The 24,280-nt window shown below is 63.3% G+C and carries 19 protein-coding genes; 3 read left to right on the forward strand and 16 right to left on the reverse strand.

The genetic code is table 11. The annotated features are described in order from the left end of the window. Positions 1 to 48: 48 nt before the first annotated feature. From phoR to pstS, 7 genes are all read right to left on the reverse strand, one after another. Positions 49 to 1,365, reverse strand: a complete 1,317-nt coding sequence (gene phoR, locus O0880_RS23340; RefSeq protein ID WP_071324412.1) for a phosphate regulon sensor histidine kinase PhoR — start codon at positions 1,363 to 1,365, stop codon at positions 49 to 51. Between the two features lie 11 nt (positions 1,366 to 1,376). Further along, positions 1,377 to 2,066, reverse strand: a complete 690-nt coding sequence (locus tag O0880_RS23345) for a response regulator (RefSeq protein WP_034755074.1) — start codon at positions 2,064 to 2,066, stop codon at positions 1,377 to 1,379. A 5-nt stretch (positions 2,067 to 2,071) separates the two neighbouring features. Continuing rightward, positions 2,072 to 2,782, reverse strand: a complete 711-nt coding sequence (gene phoU, locus O0880_RS23350) for a phosphate signaling complex protein PhoU (protein WP_070218051.1) — start codon at positions 2,780 to 2,782, stop codon at positions 2,072 to 2,074. A 49-nt stretch (positions 2,783 to 2,831) separates the two neighbouring features. Next, entirely contained in the window at positions 2,832 to 3,626 is a 795-nt protein-coding gene (pstB, locus tag O0880_RS23355) for a phosphate ABC transporter ATP-binding protein PstB (protein WP_029496304.1), read from the reverse strand. A gap of 26 nt (positions 3,627 to 3,652) precedes the next feature. Next, on the reverse strand, positions 3,653 to 4,549 hold the full coding sequence (gene pstA / locus O0880_RS23360) for a phosphate ABC transporter permease PstA (RefSeq protein ID WP_289889033.1): 897 nt from the start codon (positions 4,547 to 4,549) through the stop codon (positions 3,653 to 3,655). Then, positions 4,546 to 5,517 (reverse strand): phosphate ABC transporter permease subunit PstC, encoded by a 972-nt coding sequence (gene pstC, locus O0880_RS23365; protein WP_083412161.1) that lies wholly within the window; start codon positions 5,515 to 5,517, stop codon positions 4,546 to 4,548. The genes pstA and pstC overlap by 4 nt, the downstream gene beginning before the upstream one ends. Positions 5,518 to 5,859: 342 nt before the next feature. After that, positions 5,860 to 6,909 carry a phosphate ABC transporter substrate-binding protein PstS gene (pstS, locus tag O0880_RS23370; RefSeq protein ID WP_071324415.1) on the reverse strand — a complete coding sequence of 350 codons (1,050 nt, stop codon included), beginning with the start codon at positions 6,907 to 6,909 and terminating at the stop codon, positions 5,860 to 5,862. Positions 6,910 to 7,180: 271 nt separating this feature from the next. Here pstS and ppk1 point away from each other — a divergent pair, with 271 nt between their 5' ends. From ppk1 to O0880_RS23385, 3 genes are all read left to right on the forward strand, one after another. Then, on the forward strand, positions 7,181 to 9,274 hold the full coding sequence (gene ppk1, locus O0880_RS23375) for a polyphosphate kinase 1 (protein WP_289889034.1): 2,094 nt from the start codon (positions 7,181 to 7,183) through the stop codon (positions 9,272 to 9,274). A 33-nt stretch (positions 9,275 to 9,307) separates the two neighbouring features. Then, complete coding sequence (gene sixA / locus O0880_RS23380) at positions 9,308 to 9,766, forward strand: phosphohistidine phosphatase SixA (protein ID WP_070304180.1); 459 nt, start codon at positions 9,308 to 9,310, stop codon at positions 9,764 to 9,766. A 396-nt stretch (positions 9,767 to 10,162) separates the two neighbouring features. Then, positions 10,163 to 10,288 carry a hypothetical protein gene (locus tag O0880_RS23385; RefSeq protein WP_257786856.1) on the forward strand — a complete coding sequence of 42 codons (126 nt, stop codon included), beginning with the start codon at positions 10,163 to 10,165 and terminating at the stop codon, positions 10,286 to 10,288. Between the two features lie 207 nt (positions 10,289 to 10,495). Here O0880_RS23385 and O0880_RS23390 read toward each other — a convergent pair whose 3' ends face one another. The 9 genes from O0880_RS23390 to O0880_RS23430 form a co-directional block, all read right to left on the reverse strand. Then, a complete protein-coding gene (locus O0880_RS23390; protein ID WP_289889037.1) occupies positions 10,496 to 11,611 on the reverse strand; it encodes a polyamine ABC transporter substrate-binding protein in 1,116 nt (371 codons plus the stop codon). Positions 11,612 to 11,725: 114 nt separating this feature from the next. Next, entirely contained in the window at positions 11,726 to 14,332 is a 2,607-nt protein-coding gene (clpB, locus tag O0880_RS23395; RefSeq protein WP_289889039.1) for an ATP-dependent chaperone ClpB, read from the reverse strand. Between the two features lie 121 nt (positions 14,333 to 14,453). After that, the gene (gene moaE / locus O0880_RS23400) at positions 14,454 to 14,927 is read right to left on the reverse strand and encodes a molybdopterin synthase catalytic subunit MoaE (protein ID WP_289889041.1); all 474 of its coding nucleotides are present in this window, start codon (positions 14,925 to 14,927) and stop codon (positions 14,454 to 14,456) included. Next, positions 14,924 to 17,503 carry a DUF349 domain-containing protein gene (locus O0880_RS23405; RefSeq protein ID WP_289889042.1) on the reverse strand — a complete coding sequence of 860 codons (2,580 nt, stop codon included), beginning with the start codon at positions 17,501 to 17,503 and terminating at the stop codon, positions 14,924 to 14,926. The genes moaE and O0880_RS23405 overlap by 4 nt, the downstream gene beginning before the upstream one ends. A gap of 191 nt (positions 17,504 to 17,694) precedes the next feature. Then, a complete protein-coding gene (locus O0880_RS23410; RefSeq protein WP_071324420.1) occupies positions 17,695 to 18,279 on the reverse strand; it encodes a hypothetical protein in 585 nt (194 codons plus the stop codon). Between the two features lie 182 nt (positions 18,280 to 18,461). Beyond that, the gene (locus O0880_RS23415; protein ID WP_071324421.1) at positions 18,462 to 21,128 is read right to left on the reverse strand and encodes a bifunctional acetate--CoA ligase family protein/GNAT family N-acetyltransferase; all 2,667 of its coding nucleotides are present in this window, start codon (positions 21,126 to 21,128) and stop codon (positions 18,462 to 18,464) included. Positions 21,129 to 21,263: 135 nt separating this feature from the next. Further along, positions 21,264 to 21,740, reverse strand: coding sequence for a serine acetyltransferase (locus O0880_RS23420; RefSeq protein WP_289889047.1), 477 nt, complete (start codon positions 21,738 to 21,740; stop codon positions 21,264 to 21,266). A gap of 229 nt (positions 21,741 to 21,969) precedes the next feature. Next, positions 21,970 to 22,962, reverse strand: a complete 993-nt coding sequence (locus O0880_RS23425) for a DUF2804 domain-containing protein (protein ID WP_289889048.1) — start codon at positions 22,960 to 22,962, stop codon at positions 21,970 to 21,972. Beyond that, complete coding sequence (locus O0880_RS23430) at positions 22,959 to 24,230, reverse strand: crosslink repair DNA glycosylase YcaQ family protein (protein ID WP_289889137.1); 1,272 nt, start codon at positions 24,228 to 24,230, stop codon at positions 22,959 to 22,961. Before O0880_RS23430 ends, O0880_RS23425 begins: the two co-directional genes overlap by 4 nt. Positions 24,231 to 24,280: the final 50 nt, after the last annotated feature.

Here is a 24,280-nt window from a genome sequence, read left to right on the forward strand (position 1 = left end):
CGACTCGCAGGGGAAACGCAGGGGCGCAAGCCCCCCTGCTCCCGCCAGCTACTTGACCAGCAATTCGCCCTGCAGCGGCGTGACGACGGACTTCGGCATGCTGACGATGAAACTGCTGCCCTTGTCGGCCACGGACTGGATGGCCAGGGTGCCCCCGTGGCGCAGCAGCACGTGCTTGACGATGGCCAGGCCCAGGCCCGTGCCCTGGGTTTCGCGCGACCGGCTCTTGTCGACGCGGTAGAAACGCTCGGTCAGGCGCGAGATATGCTCGGGACTGATGCCGATGCCCGTATCCTGCGCGATGAATTGCGGTCCCGCCGCGCCATCCTGCCAGCGCAGGGTGATGGTGCCGCCGGCCGGCGTGTAGCGCACGGCGTTCGAGGCCAGGTTGCCGAACGCGCTGTACAGCTCGTCGTAACTGCCCAGCACGTCAGGGCCCTTGCATTCCATCGTGATTTCGTGCTTGCCGGCCGACAAGCCCTTGGCATCGCGCAAGACCTGCTGCATGAGCTTTTTGACGTCGACGGGCTCGGGGCGCAGCGGATAGTCGACCGATTCCAGGCGCGACAGCGTCAGCATGTCCTCGATCAGATGCTGCATGCGGTGGCCCTGCTCCGTCATCAGCTTGAGGTGGGCGGCGCGCGTGGTGGCGTCCAGGTCCAGCTCGGCGGAGGCGATTTCCAGGAAGCCGACGATGACGGTCAGCGGCGTGCGCAATTCGTGCGAGGCATTGGCGATGAAGTCGCGGCGCATCATTTCGATGCGTTCCGTCTCCGTCACGTCGTGCGTGACGAGGATCTGGCGGCGGTTTTCAAATGGAATGATCTGCACGATCAGCTTGCGGTTGCGGAAGGTGATCGTCAGCGGCTGGTCGTAGCGGCCCAGGATGATGTAATCCATGAACTCGGGGCTGCGGATCAGATTCGTCACGCGCATGCCCTTGTCGCGCTCGTGCGTGAGGCCCAGGTGCTTCTCGGCGGCAGGGTTGCACCATTCGAGGAACAGCACGTCGTCCATGATGACGACGCCGTCCGGCAACAGGTGCATGGCCTGGCGGAAACGCGCCAGCCATTCCGTCAGCTCGGCCTGGTTTTTCTCGTCGTCGCGGCGCATGCGGTACAGGCGCGCGAAAATGCTGGTCCAGGCGCCCCAGCCGTCGGGCAGCTTGGCGCTTTGCGGATTGTCCAGCCAGTTACTCAGCTGGAACAGATAGGACAGCTGCACGAACACCATCATGGCCATCAGCACGAAGGCGATGCCCAGCGCATACGTGGCGCCGAACAGATACCAGACGACGGCCACGCCCAGCAGCGCCAACACCATGCGCAAGGCGGCCGGTACCCAGAACAGCAATTTCGGATTCATAGAGGCTAGCTTTATTTTTCAGACAACATGTAGCCGACGCTGCGCACGGTCTTGATCAGGCTTTCCGCCTCTTTCAAGGCTTTGCGCAAGCGCAATACGTGGACATCGACCGTGCGTTCCTCGATCACCACATGGTCGCCCCACACCTTGTCGAGCAGCTGGCTGCGCGAAAACACGCGCTCCGGATGGGCCAGCAGGAATTTCAGCAGCTTGTATTCGGCATGGCCGATATCGATCTTCTGTTCATCCATCATCACGGTGCAGCTGACGGGATCCAGCGCCACGTTGCCGGCGCGCATGGGCGCCTGCGCGTGTTCCGGGCTCTTGCGTCGCAACAGCGCCTTGGCGCGCGCCAGCAGCTCGCGCGGCGAGAACGGCTTGGTGACGTAATCGTCGGCCCCGCTGTTCAGGCCGGCCAGCTTGTCTTCTTCCATGCTCTTGGCGGTGAGCATGATGACGGGGATGGCGGCAAAATTGCGGTCGGCGCGGATGCGCGACAGCAGGCGCAAGCCCGTTTGATCCGGCAGCATCCAGTCCAGCAGGATCAGGTGCGGCGTGCGGTGCTGGATGAATTCCCAGGCATCGGCGACGTTTTGTACAGAACAGCAATTCCAGCCGGATTCGCGCAGCGAATAGGTCACCAGTTCAACGATGGCCGGCTCATCTTCAACAATCAATACCGTGGTTTTATCAGATGCCATAAAGCTTACTCAGGGAGCTCCTCGGAAATGGCGGGAGCAGCCACCTTGGTGTGGCGGATGTCCTTGCCTTCAACCACGTAAATCACGTATTCGGCGATGTTTTTCGCATGGTCGCCGATCCGTTCGATGGCCTTGGCCACCCACAGGGTGTCGAGCGCCGCCGAAATCGTGCGCGGGTCTTCCATCATAAAGGTGATCAAGTTGCGCATGATAGACCGAAACTCATGGTCGATGATGGCATCTTGTGCAATTAATTGTAATGCCTGCTTGCCATCGTTGCGCGCGAACGCGTCCAGCGCGTCGTGCAGCATGTCGGTGGCCGTGTTGGCGATGCCGCGCACCATCTCGTAATGGTTGACGACGGCGTTGCCGCGCTTGTGCAGATTCTTCGCCACGCGGGCGATTTTTGTCGCCTCGTCGCCTACGCGCTCGAGGTCGGTAATCACCTTGATGGTGGCCATGATGGTGCGCAAGTCGTTGGCGGCCGGCTGGCGGCGCACGATCAGGTGGCTGCAGGCGTCGTCGAGCGACACTTCCAGCTGGTTGACGACGTCGTCTTCGCGCATCACGCGGTCGGCGCGTTCCGGATTGCCGATGCGAAAGCACGTCATCGCGTCGAGGAACTGGGTTTCAACGATGCCGCCCATCAGGAGCACTTTCGAGCGGATCGCTTCGAGTTCGTTGTCGTATTGTTTGGATGAATGTTCGCCTATCATGCCGTCTCTCCGTATTCAGTTGTCTTGTATATATGGCTATGCGGGTGGATCAGCCGAAGCGGCCCGTGATGTAATCCTGCGTTTCCTTGCGGGCCGGATTCATGAAGATCTGGTCCGTTTCGCCGAATTCCACCAGTTCGCCCAGGTACATATAGGCCGTGTAGTCGGAGCAGCGCGCCGCCTGCTGCATATTGTGCGTCACGATGGCGATCGTGTAATCCTGTTTCAGTTCGCTGATCAGTTCTTCCACCTTCGAGGTCGAGATCGGGTCCAGCGCCGAGGTCGGCTCGTCAAGCAACAGCACGTCCGGCTTCACCGCCACGCCGCGCGCGATGCACAGGCGCTGCTGCTGGCCGCCCGACAGCGACAGGCCGCTCTTCGACAGCTTGTCCTTGACTTCGCCCCACAGCGCGGCCTTCTTCAGGGCCCACTCGACGCGCTCGTCCATCTCGCCTTTCGACAGGTCTTCATACAGGCGCACGCCAAAGGCGATATTGTCGTAGACGGACATGGGGAACGGCGTTGGTTTCTGGAACACCATGCCGACCTTGGCGCGCAGCATGTTGACGTCCTGGTCGGCGTCAAGCACGTTGCGGCCGCGGTACAGGATCGAGCCTTCCGCGCGCTGGCCCGGATACAGGTCATACATGCGGTTCAAGGTGCGCAGCAAGGTTGATTTACCGCAACCGGACGGGCCGATGAAGGCCGTCACCTTCTTCTCGTGGATATCGAGATTGACGTTATGCAAGCTTTGCGTTTTGCCGTAAAAAAAGTTCAGGCCCGAAATCTCGATGGTTTTCTTCTTTGGTGCCAGGTCTTGGGCTGGATTCATTTGCGTATTCATGTGGGTTCGCTTCGCTCGATATCTGTTTAATTAGGGACTTTTTGGCTGAACACGGTGCGCGACAGGATATTTAAGGCCAGCACGCTGAAGGTGATCAGCAGTGCGCCGCCCCAGGCCAGCGAGCGCCAGTTGTCGTACGGGCTCATCGCAAACGAAGCGATGACGGACGGCAAGTTGGCCATCGGCGCATTCATGTTGAAGCTTTGGAACTGGTTATTCAGGGCCGTGAACAGCAGCGGCGCCGTTTCGCCGGCGATGCGGGCCAGGGCCAGCAGCACGCCCGTGATGACGCCAGCCTTGACGGCGCGCAAGCGCACCAGGGTGGCGACCTTCCAGCGCGGCGCGCCCAGGGCAAACGCGGCTTCCAGCAGGCTGTTCGGCACCAGGCGCAGCATATTGTCCGTCGTGCGCACCACCACCGGCACGGCGATCAGCGACAGGGCGATGGCGCCGGCGTAACCCGAGAAATGTTTGACGTGGGCCACGTACAGCGCATACACGAACAGGCCGATGACGATCGATGGCGCCGACAGCATGATGTCCGTCACGAAGCGCGTCACTTGCGCCAGCTTGTTTTCTTCGCCGTATTCGGCCAGGTAGATGCCAGCCAGGATGCCGATCGGCGTGCTGACCACGGTGGCCAGGCCCACCATCAGGGCGCTGCCGACGATGGCGTTGATCAGGCCACCGCCTTCGCTGCCCGGCGCCGGCGTCGTTTGCGTGAACAGGTCGACCGACAGGGCGCCAAAGCCCTTCACCACCAGGGTGAACAGGATCCACACGAGCACGGCCAGGCCCAGGGCCATGGCGGCCACCGACAGGGCGATGCCGATGCGGTGCATCAGCAATCGCTTGCGGTAGACGGGGTTCATGGCCGGCTTGGCCGGAGCGTCGAGGGTGCTAACTTGGCTGAGCTGGCTCATTTCGTGCCTTCCTTGCGGGACATGCCAGCCAGCATCAGCTTGGCGGCGGATAAGACGATAAAGGTGATGACAAACAGGATCAGGGCCAGCGAGAACAGCGACGCCACGTGCAGCTCGGACTGCGCTTCGCCGAATTCATTGGCCAGCAAGGAGGTGATGCTGTTACCGGCGGCAAACAGCGACCACGACAGCTTGTTGGCGTTGCCGATGACGAAGGTCACGGCCATGGTTTCGCCCAGCGCGCGGCCCAGGCCCAGCATGACGCCGCCGACGACGCCCGTCTTGGTGTAAGGCAGCACGATCTTGCGCACCACTTCCCAGCGCGTGCAGCCCAGGCCGTAGGCCGATTCCTTCAGCACGGCAGGGACGATTTCAAACACGTCGCGCATCACCGAGGCGATGAAGGGGATGATCATGATGGCCAGCACCAGGCCGGCCGTCAACAGGCCGATGCCCATCATGGGGCCGCTGAACAGGGGGCCGATGATGGGCACGTTACCCAGGGTGGCTTTCAGGATGGGCTGGACGTGGTCGGCAAACAGGGGCGCAAACACGAACAGGCCCCAGATGCCGTAGATGATCGACGGCACGCCGGCCAGCAGCTCGACGGCCGTGCCCAGCGGGCGGCGCAGCCAGGCCGGGCAGATTTCCGTGAGGAACAGGGCGATGCCGAAGCTGACGGGGAACGCGATCAGCAAGGCGATGACCGACGTCACCAGGGTGCCGATGATGGGGATCAGGGCGCCGTACTGGTCATTGACGGGGTCCCACTCGGCCGAGACGATGAAATGCAGGCCGAAGGTGCGGAAGGCGGGAATCGATTCCATGATCAGCGAAATGATGATGCCCACCAGGACGATCAGCACCGACAGGGCGAACAGCATCGTCACCTTGTGGAACAAAAAATCCTGGATACGCTGCTTGCGCATGGTGGAAAGCATTTGCGCGTGACTGATGGAATCGGTCATGGTGCCGCCTGGCATGGGGATCGTGGAGGAGGTAGATTGTGCGCTCATATTGTGCCAGATGTGGGTGGTACTGCCGGTCTTGCTGTTTTAATACGCCTGTCAAAACCTGTTGCGCGTCGTCGGTCTCGGCCTGCGATGCTCGCCGTACCTTCGTACAGTGGCGCTTCTCGACCGCAACTCCCTTCCGCTCACGACGGTTTTGTCAGGTGTCGTTGCTTTTATTCTCTTTATTCTTTTAGCCGGGACCGTCTGCAAGGGCTTGCGGGCGGTCCTGGCTAACCCCCTGTCCCGCCGTGCTGCTGGCGGGACAAGGATCGGTACTTATATGCTCAAGCTAGCGGATCAGTAGATCGACTTGCCCGATGCGTCTTTCAGGTTGGCTTTCCACGATTCCTGCACCAGCTTGATGACCGATGCCGGCATCGGCACGTAGTCCAGTTCAACGGCAGCAGGACCGCCATTTTTGTAGGCCCAGTCGAAGAATTTCAGCACTTCTTTTGCCTTGGCTGCGTCAGCCTGGACTTTGTGCATCAGGATGAACGACACGCCCGTGATCGGCCAGCTGTTCTTGCCAGCCTGGTCGGTCAAGACCACGCCGAAGCCTGGGGTTTGCGTCCATGGTGCGGAAGCGGCAGCGGCCTTGAAGTTCTCGTCGTCCGGTTGCAGGAAGTTGCCGTCCTTGTTTTGCAGCTGGGTGTGCGACATCTTGTTTTTCTTGGCGTAAGCCCACTCGACGTAGCCGATCGAACCCTTGATACGCTGCACGTTGGCGGCGACGCCTTCGTTACCCTTGCCGCCTACGCCCACGGCCCACTTCACAGCCGAGCCAGCACCGATTTTCGATTTGAATTCCGGGTTGGTTTTCGACAGGAAGTCGGTGAACAGGAACGAGGTGCCCGAACCGTCGGCGCGGTGCACCACGGTGATTTCCGTATCCGGCAGCTTGACGCCCGTGTTCAGTGCGGCGATCTCGGGAGCGCTCCACTTGGTGATCTTGCCCAGGTAGATGTCGCCAACGACTTTGCCCGTCATTTTCAGCTGGCCTGGGGTCACGCCGTCCAGGTTGACGATGGTGACCACGCCGCCCATGATGGCCGGGAATTGCATCAGACCGGCTTCTTCCAGCTCTTCCGCCTTCAAAGGCATGTCGGATGCGCCGAATTCAACAGTCTTGGCCTTGATTTGCTTGATGCCGGCGCCGGAGCCGACGGACTGGTAGTTCAGGCCGTTGCCGGTGTTGGCTTTGTAGGTCTCAGCCCATTTGGCGTAGATCGGGTACGGGAAGGTTGCACCAGCACCTGTCATATCTGCCGCCATGACGGAAGCGGAAGAAAATGCCATCGCTGCCGAAGCACCCACGACGATAAATTTGAACATTTGCTTCATTTGCATATCAAGTCCTCAGGGTTGTTAGGGCTCAAAGTCCCGGTTGAATGCTGCGCAGTCTAGCAAGCGAATATGACAGCTTTATGACATGCGTCAGATTTCTTGAAATATTTGCCTACGCCCGGGAAATCGCCGTTTTGACGGCCGAAAATGACATCCGCTCCCATGCTTTATGACAGAATATGTCACGGCTACGTCATATTTCATGATTACACTCATTGCGCGTCATACAAGCAAAAATACCGCTAGAATTAATCATCTGCAAAGACAAAAGAATATGAAACCTGAACTGCACATGGAAGTGACCAAATCGGGCATCCTGCTTGACCGCGAGCTGTCGCAACTGACTTTCAACCGGCGCGTGATGGCCCAGGCGGAAGACCCGAACATTCCCCTGCTCGAGCGCCTGCGCTACCTGTGCATCGTCAGCAGCAACATGGATGAGTTCTTCGAGGTGCGCGTGGCCAGCCTGCTGGCGGCCGGCAGCATCGGCGGTTCGCTGGCCGGCCACCCTGTCCTGGCGGCCAACCTGGAGCGCATCGGCAAGGAATGCCATGCGCTGGTGGAACGCCAGTACGAGATATTAAATAGCGACGTCTTGCCGGCCCTGCGCGAAGCGGGCGTACATTTGCTGCGCGACAGCGACCGCAACGAGGCGCAGCGCGCGTGGGTAAAGCAATACTTCGACCGCGAAGTGCGGCCCCTGCTGACGCCGATCGGCCTCGACCCGGCCCACCCGTTCCCGCAAGTGGTCAACAAGAGTCTCAACTTCATCGTGTCGCTGAGCGGCAAGGATGCATTCGGCCGCGGCACGGCCATCGCCATCGTCAAGGCGCCCCGCGTCTTGCCGCGCGTCATCAAGCTGCCGGACGAGATTTCCGGCGACGGCGTGTCCTTCTGTTTATTGTCGTCCGTCATCCATGCGCACATTTCCGACCTGTTCGCCGGGCGCGAAGTGATTGCCTATTCGCAGTTCCGCGTCACGCGCGACAGCGACCTGTGGGTCGACGAAGATGAAGTCAAGAACCTGCGCCAGGCCCTGAAGGGCGAACTCGTGGGCCGTCAGTTCGGCACCTCCGTGCGCCTGGAAGTGGCACGCAATTGTCCGCCGGAATTGTCACAGTTCCTGCTCGACCAGTTCAACCTGGATCAAAGCCGCCTGTACCGCGTCAACGGCCCCGTCAACCTGGTGCGCCTGTCGGAGATGATCGACCACGTCAAGCAGCCCGCGCTGCGTTTCCCGCCGTTCTTCCCCGGCCTCGCGCACAAAGCCATCGGCAACGACATCTTTGCCGCGCTGAACAAGCACGACATCCTGCTGCACCACCCCTACCAGTCATTCCAGACGGTCATCGACTTCATCCGCAGCGCCGCCTACGATCCATCCGTCGTCGCCATCAAGCAAACCATCTATCGCACGGGCATGAACTCGGACTTGATGGAGTCTTTGATCACGGCGGCGAAGATGGGCAAGGAAGTGACCGTCATCGTGGAACTGATGGCGCGTTTCGACGAGGAAGCCAATATCAACTGGGCCGACAAGCTCGAGCAGGCTGGCGCGCAAGTCGTGTACGGCGTCGTCGGCCTGAAAACCCACGCCAAGGTGGCGCTCGTCATCCGTCGCGAAGAAGGCGCGCTGCGCTTCTATGCGCATTTGGGCACCGGCAACTACCACCCCACCACCACCAAGCTGTACACGGACTTCGGCTTGCTGACGGCGAACCAGGACCTGGCCGTGGAAGTGAATGAAGTCTTCATCCACCTGACCAGCCTGACCAAGCCGCACAACCTGAACCACCTGTGGCTGGCGCCGTTCGGCCTGCAAAGCGAGATCATCAAGGCTATCCGCAACGAGGCGAAGATCGCCCGCTCGGGCCGGCGCGGACGCATCATCGTCAAGGTCAACGCGCTCGTCGACGAATCCGTGATCCGCGCCCTGTATGCGGCCTCGACCGATGGCGTGAAGATCGACCTGATCGTGCGCGGCGCCTGTACCCTGAAGCCGGGCGTGCCTGGGCTGTCGGAAAACATCAAGGTGCGCTCCGTGATCGGGCGTTTCCTCGAGCATAGCCGCATTTATTACTTCCGCAATGACCTGGCGCACGATGTCTACCTGGCCAGCGCGGACTGGATGAGCCGCAACCTGTTCCGCCGCGTGGAAGTGGCCTTCCCGATACTCGACCGGGCGCTGAAGCGGCGCGTGATCGCCGAAGGCCTGAATCCGTATTTGAAGGATAATACGAATGCATGGGAACTGGAGCCGACGGGCCACTATGCGCGCCGCAAGCCGCGCGGCAAGCAAAGCCCGTTCAGCGCCCAGCAATACCTGATGCAGACACTGGGCACGCCGGGCGCGGAGGTCGGCGAATAAGCGATAACGACGTTCAACACAGAGGAGTACAGCATGGACCTCATCTTGTGGCGGCACGCAGAAGCCGAACCGGGCGTGCCGGACCTGGAGCGCGCACTGACAGTCAAGGGACAGAAACAGGCACGCCGCATGGGCGAATGGCTCGCTTCGCAATTGCCCGAGAATTGCCGCATCCTCGTCAGCCCGGCCCTGCGCACCCTGCAGACGGCCGAGGCACTGGGACGCAAGTTCAAGCTGATGCCGGAACTGGCGCCCGGCGCGGAAGCGGAAGACATCCTGAAGGCGGCCAACTGGCCCGGCGGCAAGGAAACCGTACTCATCGTCGGCCACCAGCCCACCCTGGGCCAGGCGGCCGCCCTGCTGCTGACGGGCGAAGAGCAGGAATGGGAAATGCGCAAGGCCAGCGCCTGGTGGTTCTCCCAGCGCGAACCAGGCGATCCCGTCAGCGTTTATCTGAAGGCCGTGATGGCGCATGATCTCGTCGTGAAATAGGGGAAATGCGCAAGGCCAGCGCTGGATGGACAGGTTTTCCCGGCACGAACCAGGCGAATCCGTCAGCGTGTATTGAAAGGCCGTGATGGCGCATGATCTCGTCGTGAAATAGGGGCAATGCGCGAGGCCAGCGCAGGATGGACAGGTTTTCCCGGCACGAAACGGACGAACCCGTCAGCGTGTATCTGAAGGCCGTGCTGGCGCATGGCCTGGTGGTCAGACAGGGAAAAATGAAAAATAATGCGCTGGAACAAATACTGGTGGAATTTACAACACGGCAGCCTTGTAAAGCGCGGCCGATCTGCTAGAGTTTAATTGCATCAACTACGTGTCGGAGCACTGCCCTGTCACCTTGAGCAACCCAGCGGACAGCCGTCCAACGGCGGCTGAAAGACCATGTTAACCTTCCTCGTTTTTCTCTTCATCGCCATCTTCGCCGCCATCATCGGCTTCGTCGCCTTTGAACTGATCGAAGAAATGCGCGGCAGCAACCACAAGCTGATGGATCGCTACCACGAGTAGTGTTCACCTCGGCACTATCGCATGGCGCCAGCGACGGCCTACAGGTCCGTCTCTCGCGCCATCCTTGTATCTCCCGACAAAACGTACTGCGCGTGGCGATTTGCAAGCGGCGATGCTCGCTGCCGCAGCGGCCCCGTGCACGGCACAGTTCCGCTTCGCGATCACAACGCCCTTGCGCCCGCCACCGTTTTGCAGGGCGCCCCTACCTCACACTCCCGTCTTGAACTTCGTATAGATGCGCGTCATCAGGCGGCGGATATCGGCCGTGGTCGCTTCCGGCGCGGCCATGCGCTGCTTGTCGGCGTCCGGCAGGAAGATGGCCTTGTTCTCGCCGATGTCCTTGCGCACATACTTGATGCTGGCAGGATTCGGATTCGCGTAGAAGACCTTGTTGCTCAGGCTGGCATGCACTTGCGGACGCAGGATGTAGTTGATGAACAGGTGCGCGTTGCCCGGGTGCGGCGCGTCGGCGGGGATGGCCATGGTGTCGAACATCAGCGCGGCCGTCTTCGGCACCAGCACCTGGATCACGTTGCCGTTTTTCGCGTCGATGGCGCGCTGGCGCGCGATATTGATGTCGCCCGACCAGCCCAGCGCAACGCAGACGGAGCCGTTGGCCATGTCATTGATGTAGCCTGACGAGCTGAACAGGGTAACGTAGGGGCGGATCGCCTGCAGCACCTTGCCCGCTTCCTGGTAGTCGGCGCTGGCTTTCGAATACGCGGGCTTGCCCAGGTATTGCAGCGCGGCCGGCAGCACTTCCGACGGCGAGTCGAGGAAGGAGACGCCGCACGACTTCAGCTTCGACGCGTATTTCGGGTCGAAGACCAGGTCCCAGGCGTTCTCGGGCATGGGCATGCCGCCCAGCGCCGCCTTGACCTTGTTGACGTTGATGCCCACGGTCGTGTAGCCCCACAGCCAGTCGACCAGGTAATCGTTGTTCGGGTCGATCTTCGACAGCTTCGCCTGCAGGCCCGGATCGAGGTTGCCCAGGTTCGTCAGCTTGCTCTTGTCGAGTTTACGCAGCAGGCCCGCATCGATCTGCAGGCGCGCCCACTGGGCCGTCGGCACGACGATGTCATAGCCGGACTTGCCCGCCACCAGTTTTGCGTTGAGGATTTCGTTGTTGTCGAAAACGTCGTAGCGCACCTTGATGCCCGTTTCCTTCTCAAAATTCTTGATCGTATCGTCGCCGATATAGTCCGACCAGTTGTAGATGTTCAGTACTTTCTCTTCCTGGGCGTAGGCAGGCAATGCCAGCACGGCTGCCGCCAAGGTCAATCCCACTCGAATGCGCCGCCCTGCTTGCCATGTGTTTGCCATCGTACCGCCTCCGGAATTAGTCAGAAAATAGTGCCGATGATAGCAAGAAGGGCGGCATCAGGTCCAGCCCGATACCGCCCTGCTTTCACTGCCGGGGCCAGGCCCCGGACAACGTTACACCTTGTCCAGCCCCACCGTGGCGCCCGTAAACACCAGGTTGCCATTCTGGGCGTCGATGCGGATCTCGTCTTTCGGGCCAAACTTGCCTTCCAGGATCAGCTTCGACAGCGGATTTTCGATCTGCTGCTGGATCGCCCGCTTCAGCGGACGCGCACCATACACCGGGTCGTAGCCCGCTTCGGCGATTTGCTGCAAGGCGGCGTCCGTCAAGCTCAGCGCCATGTCCATGCGCGCCAGGCGTTCTTCGAGAATCTTCAGCTGGATCTTCGCGATCGCGCCGATGTTTTTCTCGTCGAGGCCGTGGAACACGACGATTTCGTCGATACGGTTGACGAACTCGGGACGGAAGTGCGAGCGCACCTCGGCCATCACGGCCAGCTTCACGACACCGGGGTCATCGCTTTCCATGGCCTGGATTTTATGCGAACCGAGGTTCGAGGTCATGATGATGACGGTATTCTTGAAGTCCACCGTGCGGCCCTGGCCGTCCGTCATGCGTCCATCGTCGAGCACTTGCAGCAGCACGTTGAAGACGTCCGGGTGCGCCTTCTCGACTTCGTCGAGCAGGATCACGCTGTACGGCTTGCGGCGCACGGCTTCCGTCAGGTAACCGCCCTCGTCGTAGCCGACATAGCCGGGCGGCGCACCGATCAGGCGGGCCACGGAATGCTTCTCCATGAACTCGCTCATGTCGATGCGTATCATCGATTCTTCCGTATCGAACAGGAAGGTCGCCAGCGCCTTGCTCAACTCGGTCTTGCCGACGCCCGTCGGTCCCAGGAACATGAACGAGCCATATGGACGGTTCGGGTCGCTCAAGCCGGCGCGCGAACGGCGGATGGCGTCGGCCACGGCCGTGATCGCTTCATCCTGGCCCACCACGCGCTCGTGCAGTTTCTCTTCGATGTGCAGCAGCTTGTCGCGTTCGCCCTGCATCATGCGCGACACGGGAATGCCCGTCGCGCGCGACACCACTTCGGCGATTTCCTCGGCGCCCACTTCCGTGCGCAGCAGCTTCGGATGGTCGGGATCGACCTTCGGCATGCCGCTGTCGGCCTGCTTGAGCTGGGCTTCCAGCTGCGGCAGCTTGCCATATTGCAATTCCGACACTTTCTGCCAGTTGCTCTCGCGCGTCGCCTGCTCCATCTGCAGCTTGACGTTCTCAATCTCTTCCTTGATGTGCGTGCTGCCTTGCACCACGGCCTTTTCCGCCTTCAGGATTTCCTCGAAGTCATTGTATTCGCGCTGCAGCTTGGCGATTTCTTCCTCGATCAGGCCCAGGCGACGCAACGACGCATCGTCTTTTTCCTTCTTCACGGCTTCGCGCTCGATCTTCAGCTGGATCAAACGGCGTTCCAGCTTGTCCATCACTTCCGGCTTGGAATCGATCTCGATCTTGATCTTCGCCGCCGCTTCATCGATCAGGTCGATCGCCTTGTCGGGCAGGAAGCGGTCCGTGATGTAGCGGTGCGACAGTTCGGCCGCGGCAATGATGGCCGCGTCCGTGATTTCCACCTTGTGGTGCAGCGCATACTTGTCCTGCAAGCCGCGCAGGATGGCGATGGTCGCTTCCACGGTCGGCTCGTCGACCAGCACTTTCTGGAAGCGGCGCTCCAGCGCGGCATCCTTCTCGATGTACTTGCGGTACTCGTCGAGCGTGGTGGCGCCCACGCAGTGGAGTTCGCCGCGCGCCAGCGCCGGTTTCAGCATATTGCCGGCGTCCATCGCGCCTTCGGCCTTGCCGGCGCCCACCATGGTGTGCATCTCGTCGATGAAGACGATGGTTTGCCCTTCATCCATGGCCAGTTCCTTCAGCACGGATTTCAGCCGCTCCTCGAATTCGCCGCGGAATTTCGCGCCGGCCAGCAAGGCCGCCATATCCAGCGAGAGTACGCGCTTGCCTTTCAGCGATTCGGGCACTTCGCCGTTGACGATGCGCTGCGCCAGGCCTTCGACGATGGCGGTCTTGCCCACGCCCGGTTCGCCGATCAGCACGGGGTTGTTCTTGCTGCGGCGCTGCAGGATCTGGATGGTGCGGCGGATTTCATCGTCGCGGCCGATCACGGGGTCGAGCTTGCCCTTGCGCGCCCGCTCCGTCAGGTCCAGGGTGTATTTTTTCAAGGCTTCGCGCTGGCCTTCGGCCTCTTGCGAATCGACCTTGTTGCCGCCGCGCACAGCCTCGATGGCCGCTTCCAGCGCCTTGCGGCTCAAGCCATTTTCGCGCGCCAGCTTGCCGCAGTCGGACTTGTCTTCCGTCATCGCCAGCAAGACCATCTCGCTGGAAACGAACTGGTCGCCCGCCTTCTGCGATTCCTTGTCGGCCAGGTTCAGCAAGGCCACGAATTCGCGGCTGACCTGCACGTCGCCGCCCGTGCCCGACACTTTCGGCAGGCGTTCGATGGAGGCGCCCAGGGCCTTGGACAGGCCGCCCACGTTGACGCCGGCCCGCTGCAGCAGCGAGCGGGCGCCGCCGTCGTCCTGGTTCAACAGGGCCGTCAGCAGGTGGACTGGTTCGATATAGGGATTGTCATTGCCCACGGCCAAGCTTTGCGCATCGGCCAGGGCTTCCTGTAATTTGGTAGTCAGTTTATCTTGTCGCATGAAAAGCGCTCCCGGTTAATTAGTTGTTAACCAAATTGGGGTGAGGCAGTACTTTTCAAGCATACACAAAGCAGAAAACCGATGCACTTGGGCAAATGCTACCGTGTGCCGCGCGCACGCTTCAAATGGGGCTTGCTTTTGCCGCCCATTTGTCCAGGGCCGTCTCGTCGCTGTCGCGCGCATCGACCCAGCGCGCCCCGTCGGGCGTGTCTTCCTTCTTCCAGAACGGCGCTTCCGTCTTCAGGTAGTCGATGATGAACTCGCAGGCGGCGAACGCCTCGCCCCGGTGCGCGGACGACACGGCCACCAGCACGATCTGCTCCTGCGGCAGCAAGGGGCCGACGCGGTGGATCACCAGCGCACCGGACAGCGGCCAGCGCGCGCACGCCTGCTCGACGATGGCCTCGATGGATTTTTCCGTCATGCCCGGATAGTGCTCGAGCTCCATGGCCGCCACGTCCAACCCCTCGTTCATGTCGCGCACCGTGCCGACAAAGCCGACGACGGCGCCCACCTTGGGGTTGCCTGCACGCAATTGTGCGATTTCTTGAGTCAGGTCAAAATCGGCCTGCTGGACGCGGACGGAAGTGCTCATTTGGCATGGCCTCCGATGCGGCGCAGCAGGGTTTCGATGCGGCTGGCCGTGCGCGCATCGGTACTGGCGGGTATCGCGCACAGCTGCATCAGCTGCGACACTTGCGTGAGCGGCTTCTGGCCCGACTTCAGCGACGATTGCAGCACTTCCACCTGCATCTTCAGGCGGTCGCGGGCAAATTCGGCACCGCTGTCGACGCCGGCGACGATTTCCAGGCGCAGCACTTCATCGAGCAAGCGGGCCTGGTTGGCCTGCAATTGCTGCGCATAGGCGGCGCTGCCTTCGCCCAGCGCGGCCTGGGCGGCGGCAAAGCGCTGCTGCAGGCTGCGTTCGTACTGGGCGTCGAGCGGCGGCAAGGCGCTCCAGCGCTCGCCCCACGCTTGCGCGTCGGCGCTGTCGCCGCCATCGGCGATGACGGTCTCCAGCGCCTGCGCCAGGCGCAGCTTGTCGCGCAAGGCGTTCGCCTGCGCCGCGCCGGCACGCTCAGCGATGGCGTCGGCCTGCGCCTGCACGCCGGCAACGGCCGCCTGGTAGCGCTGCTCGATCTTCGCTTCGCTGGCACGCGGCACGGGACCGGTGGCGTTCCAGGCGGCGCGCGTGTCGCGCAGCAAGTGATTGATAAAAGCCGTGCGGGCCTTGTCGTCGCCGTCCGGCACGACCGCCGTTTCCAGGGCCGCGCACAGCGCTTCGCGCGCATGCAGGTGTTCGCGACGCTCGTGGTCGGCAGCATGGGCCGTTTCCTTGCGCCTGGCAAAGATATCGTCGCAGGCGGCGCGGAAACGCTGCCACAGCGCCTGTTCGGCGCGGCGTTCCAGCGGCAGGGCCTTGGCCAGCTCCTGCCATTTATCCTGCAGGGCTTTCAGCATGTCGACCGTGTTGCGCTCGGACGGCTTGAGCAAGCCCACTTCGACGATCAATTGTTCGCGGCGCGCCGTCTCGATCTGGCGCTGCGTGTCCAGCGGCTTCGACAGCGCATCCAGCGCGGCGCCGAACTCGGCGTCCAGGCGTTTCTTTTCCTTGCGGTCGATGGTGCCCAGGCGCGTCCAGGCCTGGCGCAAGCGCTGCGAGGCGGAAGCGATGTGTTTCCAGTCGGTACTTTCCTCGGCAGCCAGGGTCGCCGTTTCCGTAATCAGTTCCTGTGCCTTGGCCGCATTGCCGTGGCGTTCTTCGGCCAGCTGCTTGAAATGCTGGGCCGCCGGTGCGTACGCCACGCTGCAGGCCGCGTCGAAACGCTCCCACAGGGATTTGGGCGCCGGGCCGGACAGGGTATCGAGCGACTTCCAGCGTTCGCGCAGGCTGCCCACTTTCTTGGCCAGCTCGGCCATGGCCAGCTGCTGCGCCGGCAATTCCTCGCCCGCCTTGACCAGTTCTTCGCGCGAAACGTTGCCGCCCCAGCGCGCCCAGTCGGCCAGGCGCTTGAATTCGGCGCGCACATGGGCCAGGCGGTCGGACTGGGCCGGCGTCAGGCGGCCATGCTTGCTATCGCGCAAGGTCTTGTCGTGCTCGGAAGCCACGTGCAGCAAGCCATCCTGCAGCGCCGCTTCCATGGCGTCGAGGGTCTTGACAAACTGTTCCGTCGCTTCCTTGGACACGGGCGCATGCTCCTGACGCGGCTTGCGCGACGCTGGCTCGGCCTGCGCAGGCGTGGCGGCGGCCACGGCGCTGTGCGCGGGTGCCGGCGCGCTGGCCAGCAGGGCGGCAAATTGCTGCTGCAGGCTGTCGGACAGCGGCGACTCGGGCAGGCGCGGCAAGGCTTGCCAGGCGCGTTTCAAGGTGTCGGCGTCGAGCGTGGCAGCGTCCTGCGCCTGCCACCCGGCCAGCGCGACCTGGCGCGCATCGAACACGGCCTGGTGCTGCTGCAGCGCCTGCAGGGCGGACTGCGCCTGCTCGCGCGCCTGGGCAAAGTCGCTTTCCAGATGTTTAGGCAAGGAAGCGCGTTCGGGCGACTGCGCGTGGCGTGCATGCTGCGCGTCCAGGCTTGCCAGCGCCTGCGCCAGCTGCTCGGCGGACTGGCCATTGCTCGCCAGCGCGCGCGCGGCGGCCACGGCGTCGATCACGGCGCGCTGCAGCAGCACTTGCGCTTCCAGGCGGGCGGCCAGCGCGGCACGCGCGGCGGCAAAGGCGGCGGCCAGCTCGGGCGTGGCCTTGATGACCTGCCATTGGCGGTCCAGCTCGGCCACCTGGTTCGGGCTCAGCTTTTCATCGCTCAACAGGCGCTGCGCCGTGTCGATGCTGGCCTGGGCGCGCTGCGTCTCGGCCGCCTGATGGCGGATCAAGTCGATACGGCCCTGCATCAACTTGGCAACGCGGCGGTCCGTGTTGCGCATGGCCTGGTGGACTTTTTCCAGCAGGGGCAAGGCATGGACGTGTTCGGCAGCGATCAGACGGGCATCGGCAAATTCGCTGGACACGATGAATTCAACGGCGGCGGCTTCGTCGCCCGCCACGGCATGGGCACGCGCCACCTGTTCGGCGCGGCGCGATGCGCTCTGCGCCGAGGCGGCGGCCTGTTCTGCCACGACAGGGTCTGGTGCGGATGGCTTGCTGGCAGAACGCTTGAAAAGAAATTCGAACATGACGGGTTTCGCGTGGATCAAAACCACCATCATAACAAAGCCCGGGGTATCGCATCGGACAGGGCTGAACAAGTTATCAAATGAATCAAGTAAAAATTAAAGCAAGCATTTTCCCCATGCCAGCGCCGCCTTCACGGCAAAACCGCGGCAGCGGCCCGTGCCGCCCTGCGCCGTGTGCGCTCGCTACCGGTTCAAGCCCGCGCGCGCTGCGGCTGATCCGGTGCAAGCGGCCCGGCGCCGGCAGCGGCGTCCGGGATTGCCGTGGCGGCGTCCGGCGTGCCAGCGGCCGGCAACACGAAAGGCAGCACTTGCGCCCGGCCGCGGCGCGCCTCCTGGGCGCGCGCATCGTGGGCGAGGAATTGGTAGGCGATGGCGAACCATGCCTCGCCCACGATGACCTTGCGCGCCAGCGCAAACAGTTCGCGCTCCTCCTTTTCCAGGCGCTGCAGCAAGGCGGCGCAAAAGGCGTCGATGGCCGCGCACAACTGTTCGGCCTGCAATTCGGAATTGTCGATGGCGGCGCCCGCGCGCTGCTGCACGGCATTGATGCTTTCCAGCGCGGCGTGGTTCAAGCCGTTCAACTCATTGAGCAAACCATCGGCATGGGGCGTGGCCTGGCGGATGGCGGGAATCAGATACATCTCCACCTTGCGCCAGTAGCCCCCCTGGTACAGCCGGCTCAACCAGTCTCCCGTGTACTGCATCTGGGCCAGGCTCAGGCGGCTCTGGTGACGCAGCTGCACATGCATGTATTTTTGAAAGGCAAGCAAACTCATGCGAATACTCGCCTGCTCCACTGACAGGGAAACCAATATGTATGTTGCCGTTAGCATGCACTCACTCCCAAAGCGTGCCGGATAGATCATCCTGGAAATGAAAGTGTAAAGACTACCGACAGGGGCGGGTTTGATCCTGCACAAACCCGCAGCGGGCCAGCCGCGCTTTCTCGCGCTTTCCTTTACGGCGCGCGCAAGCCGATATGCAGGTTGACGACGCCCGGCTCTTCCGACGGCGTGACGTCGCCGCCAAAGCTTTTCACCAGCCGCTGCATGCCCTTGTTGCGCGCCATGGCCTCGCCCACCAGCGCCTCCGTGCCGCGGCTGCGGAAATAGTCGACGAGCTTTTCAAACAGGATATGCCCGAGTCCCTTGCCCTTCAGGGCCGAGCGCACGGCGATGGCGAAATCGGCATGGATATTGTCCGGGTCGGCCACGGCGCGCACCACGCCCAGGGTTTCCGGCTTGCCGTCCGGCCCCGTGTGCGTGGCGATGAAGGCCATGGCGCGGTCGTAGTCGATCTGCGTCAGGCGCGCCAGCTGCGATACGGGCAGTTCGCGCATGGAAGTGAAAAAGCGCAGGCGCACGTCGTCCGGGTCCAGCGCGTGGAACAGTTCCATGTGCTGCGGCGCATCCTCGGGACGGATGGGACGCAGCAGGATGGGCTGGTCCATCCACGTCACCTGCTCTTCCAGTTCCTGCGGATACGGGCGGATCGCCAGGCGGTCGCTCTTCTGGCCCGGCTGCAGGCGGATGCGCGCATCGAGGGCAATCACGCCGTGGGCATCGGCCAGCAGCGGGTTGATATCGAGTTCGGCCAGCTCGCCGATGTCGGCCACCAGTTCGGCCACCTGGATCAGCGTGTAGCAGATGGCGTCGATGTCGGCCGGCGGCTGGTTGCGGTAGCCGGCCAGCAGTTTCGACACGCGCGTGCGCGCCAGCATGTCGCGCGCCAGCACCATGTTCAGCGGCGGCAGGCCGATCGCGTGGTCGGCAGTCACTTCCACGGCGATGCCGCCCTGTCCCACCAGGATGACGGGGCCGAAGGCGGCGTCCGTCGTGACGCCGACGATCAGTTCATGCGATTGCGGACGGCGCGCCATCTGCTGCACCGTGAAGCCGTCGATCAGCGCGTCGGGACGCATGCGGCGCACGCGCTTCTCCATGGCCGCCGCCGCCGTGCGCAGGATATCGGGCGTATCGAGGTCGAGCGCCACGCCGCCCACGTCGGACTTGTGCGCGATGTCGGGCGAATGGATTTTCAGCGCCACCGGGTAGCCGATGTCCGCCGCCACGGCCAGCGCCTCTTCCACGTCGGCCGCCATGCGCGTGGTGGCCACGGGTATGCCATAGGCGGCCAGGATTTCCTTCGAGCGGCATTCGCCCAGCACCGTCTGGCCGGCGGCCAGCGCGGCGGCGACGATTTCGCGCACGCGCGCGCGGCGCGGCGTGGCCGACATGGGCAGCTGCGCCGGCACCTGCATCAGGGTTTCCTGGTTGCGCCGGTACTGCACGATCTGCATGAAGCCGTGCACGGCTTTTTCCGGCGTGTCGTAGGTGGGAATGCCGGCGCGGTTGAAGATCTGGCGCGCGGGCGCCACGGTGGTGCCGCCCAGCAGGCAGGACAGCACCGTGCGCGACGTGGCCTTGATCAGCGGCGTGACGGCTTCGGCGATGTCGACCGACGACACCATGGCCGTCGGTGCGTGCAGCAGCAGCAAGGCGTCCGCCTGCGCTTCGTCGAGCAGCGGTGCGATGGCGTCCACGTAGCGCTGCACGGGCGCGTCGCCGGGCAAGCCGACGGGGTTGTCGTGCGACCAGCCGCGCGGCAGCGCCTTTTCCAGTGCGATCACGGTATCGGGCGACAGCTCGGCCAGCTTGCCGCCGCTGCCCACCAGCGCATCGGTGGCCATCACGCCCAGGCCGCCGCCGTTGCACAGGATCGCCAGGCGCTCGCCGCGCTGCGAGCGGATATGCGTGAGCGTTTCCACGGCGTCGAACAGTTCCTCGGCCGAGTACACGCGCAGCATGCCGGCGCGGCGGATGGCGGCGTCGTAGACGGCGTCCGAACCGGCCAGCGCGCCCGTGTGCCAGGCCGCCATGGCCGCGCCTTCCGCTTCGCGCCCCGCTTTCAGCACGATGACGGGCTTGCTGCGCGCGGCCGCCCGCGCCGCCGACATGAACTTGCGCGCCGCCTGGATATCTTCCATGTACAGCAGGATGGCGGCCGTGTCGATGTCGCCGGCCAGGTAGTCGAGCAGGTCGCCGAAATCGATGTCGTAGCTGGCGCCCAGCGAAATAAACTTGGAAAAGCCCACGCCATGCGCGTTGGCCCAGTCGAGCACGCCCGACACCAGCGCCCCCGACTGCGACACGAAGGCGATCTTGCCGGCCGTCGCCCCCAGGTGGGCGAAACTGGCGTTCAAGCCCAGTTTCGGCACCAGCAAGCCCATGCTGTTCGGCCCCAGGATGCGCAGCAGGTGCGGTTTTGCCGCTTTCAGCATGGCCAGGCGCAGCGACTGCTCGCGCACGGGGTCGAGGCCCGACGTCATGACGATGGCGGCACGCGTGCCCAGCGCGCCCAGTTCGCGGATCAGGGCCGTGATGGTGGCCGGCGGCGTGCAGATGATGGCCAGGTCCGGCGCCTTCGGCAGCTGCGCCAGCTTGCGGTAGCATTTCAGGCCCATCAGCTCGTCGTACTTGGGATTGACGGGCCAGAGATCGCCCTGGTAGCCGCCGCCCAGCAGGTTGTACAGGGCGATGGCGCCCAGCTTGCGTTCGCGCGCGGTGGCGCCGATGAGGGCCACCGAGGCCGGCTTGAACAGCTTGTCGAGATTACGGATGCTCATGTTCTGGCCTCATGGATTGCCGGAGCGGCTAGGCGCCAGTGTATAGGATGCGCCGGCAAAAAAACTTGACCTTGCGGTGCGTTTCTCCAAAAAACTTCGCTACCCGGCTACCAACGTCTGGCCAGAAACACGACATTAGGCGGTCACGGCAATCTCCCCCGTCAGTTCGGCAAGCACGGCCGCATCGTCCACCTCGCACCAGTCGCCATCCTGGAAATATACCCACCTGCCGCGAAAACAATAATAACGGTTATCCTGGCGCGCCTCGCGCACGATCGTGCGCTGCTGGCCGGACAGCACCACGCTGTTGTCCGGCACATCGTTATAGACGACGGTATTCGCGCCTATCCGTACATTATTGCCAATACGAACCCTGCCGATGATCTTGGCCCCTGCGCCGATATAGCAGTTGTCGCCGATCTCGGGCGCGCCCATGCCCTTGGAATCGGGCATCGTATTCGAGCCTATCGTCACCTGCTGGAAAATGATGCAGTTGCGGCCGATACGCGCGCCGCCGGAAATGAAAATGGTCTTGATGCCGTGCGGAAAATACGGCTTGCCCAGGAAGGTCGAATTCCATGCGATCGAGCTGCTGTTCTCGTATTGGTACAAGCCATAAACCTTAATCAGGAAGTGCTTGAGCCGCGCGTTCCGGACTTCGTTGCACAGTGCCTTCAGCTTCCAGTCGGAGCCAAAAACCGATATCGCTACGCGCATTAACATGTCCCGCCCCTGCCATCTTAAAAGATGTATTATATACAATTATTATAAAATAAGTATACATCTTGATAACAAAATGACTGCCGGCCCGCGTCCCGGGGCGGCGCGGGAGCCACGGCGCCTACCAGCGCGAACGGTGGCTTTCCGTCACGCCCGCCAGCTGCGCCACGATGCGCTTGGGACTATCCGCGCTGGCGCGCACCCAGCCACTGAAGGTGCCGACAGGCTGGATGTAGCGGCTGGCCGCGATCCACAGGTTCTTGTCCTCGCGCCGGGCACCCTCTGGCCTGAAGTGCAGGTCGAGCAAATCGTCGTCCGTCCACACATGCCACGGCGCCAGCGGGTTGTCGGGGTTGAAGTCGAAGTGGGCGCGTCCCAGCGGGTACAGCTGGCCGTCGAGCCACAGCGCATTTTCATGCGCGCCGAAATAGCCGGCCTGCAGGTTGAAGCCCAGGTCCAGGCCGTGCGCAGAGGCCCAGCGCCATTCCGTCTCGCGCGCCAGCAAGCCGTTCGAATAGTCGAAGCTGGCCACGCCGTCATCGAGGCTGTAGCCCATGGCGCCGCACCGCACCGTGCCCCACAGCGGCAGGCCGCCCGACTTTTGCGTCGCGTGCACGCTGCCGCCCTCGCCCACGGGCCCGACGGCGAGCAGGGTGGGCGCCACGGGCGGGCCGAATTCCGCATCGATGCCAAAAAGACCGCAGTCGAGCAGCAGGCGATAGCGGTGCTGGGCCTGGGCTTCGATGGAGATGCTCTGCGACAGGAAGCGGAAACGGCTGCTGGCCCCCGCATGCGGCGCCACCGAAGCGCTCAGGCCGGGCAAGCCGTCCTGCGAAAAGGCGGCCACGACCTTGCCCTTGTGGCGGTCGAAGGCATAGGCGAAGGCGGTGCTGGTCCAGCCCAGGTCGACGATGGCCACGCCGCAGAACACGCTGGGCGTGGACAGCGCCACGTAATGCCAGCGCTTGTGATGGAACAGACGCCAGATGGCGCCGCGCGCATGCGGCGGCGCCAGCGCGGCCCAGTCGAACGCGCCGGCCAGGCCCGCATAGCGGCCAAAACGGGGCACGCCATCGGCGTCCAGCACCTGGGCAGGGGCAGGCGGCAGCATCATGCGGCCCGCCTTGCCGCGTCGCCCGCATCTTGCAGGGCGGCCGCCAGTTGCACGCCGAACGCGGCCGGCTGTGCTTGCGCAATATCGACATCGGGACAGGCATGCCAGCCGGCCAGGCGCCGCACGGCGCCGGCCACGTCCTGCACCAGGCGCGGGCTGATGCGCACGCCATCCTCCAGCGCCAGCGACTTGATTTCAAAGCGCCCCTGCGCGCGGTGCGCCTTGGCGTCCAGCCGGCCCACCAGCGCGCCGCGGCGCAGGATCGGCAAGGTAAAGTAGCCGTGGCGGCGCTTCTCGGCCGGCGTGTAGCACTCGAGCCGGTAGTCAAAGCCGAACAGTTCCAGCGCGCGCCGCCGGTCCCAGACGACGGGATCGAACGGCGACAATATCGTCGTCAAGGTGGGCGCCAGGCGGCCGCAAGCAGCGCTGCGCGCCAGTTCCGCATGCTCGGCATGCACGTACACGGCGTCAATCCAGCCCTCCACCGTGCAGCACAACAGCGCGCCCTCCTCCACCAGCGCCCGCAGATCGTGCGCCAGGCTGACGCGCGATTGCTTCGTGCGGAAGTAGTCGCTGATCCAGCTGGCACGCGCCAGGCCCAGCGCCTTCACGCTGGCCAGCAGCAGGCGCCGGCGCACCGCGTCTTCGGCTGGCAGCAAGCCGTCGTGCCAGCCCGGCAGCACTCTTTCGGCCAGGTCGTAATAGCGCTGGAAGTTGTGGCGCCTGGCGATCATCAGCACGCCCGACGTAAACAGCACTTCGAGCGAGCGCTTTTCCGGCTTCCAGCTCCACCAGCCGCCGCCCTTGCCATCCGTGCGCTCGAAGTCGGCCGAGCGCGCGGCGCCGTTGGCGCGGATGTGCGCCAGCACGGCGGCCACGGCGTCGCCCTGCTCCGCCATCCATTTCACCGAGTACTTCCAGCCCATGGCGGCAGGATCGAGCATGCGATGGCGGTACAGGCCGTAATCCTCGATCGGCACGAAGCACGCTTCGTGCGCCCAGTATTCGAACAGCGCGCCCTCGGCCAGCAACTGTTCGAGCCAGGGCTGCGGATAGTCGCCCAGCCGGCTCCACAGCACCAGATAGGGACTGCGCGCCACGACGTGGATGGTATCGATCTGCAGCACGCCCATCTGGCGGATGGCGGCCAGCACGTCGGCCTTCACGGCCTTCTTGCGCCGCGTCTGCAACAGGCCCTGCGCGGCCAGGTGCAGCGCGCGCGCGGCGGCCAGGGAAAGCGGCGGGAGGTTCGGTGCGGCGGGCGGAATCGGCAAGGTCAGTTCTTCCTCAAAAAAAGGGGGCACGCGTCGTCGGCAGG

This window comes from Janthinobacterium sp. SUN118, assembly GCF_030397695.1.
In the GTDB taxonomy this organism is placed as follows: Bacteria; Pseudomonadota; Gammaproteobacteria; order Burkholderiales; family Burkholderiaceae_D; genus Janthinobacterium.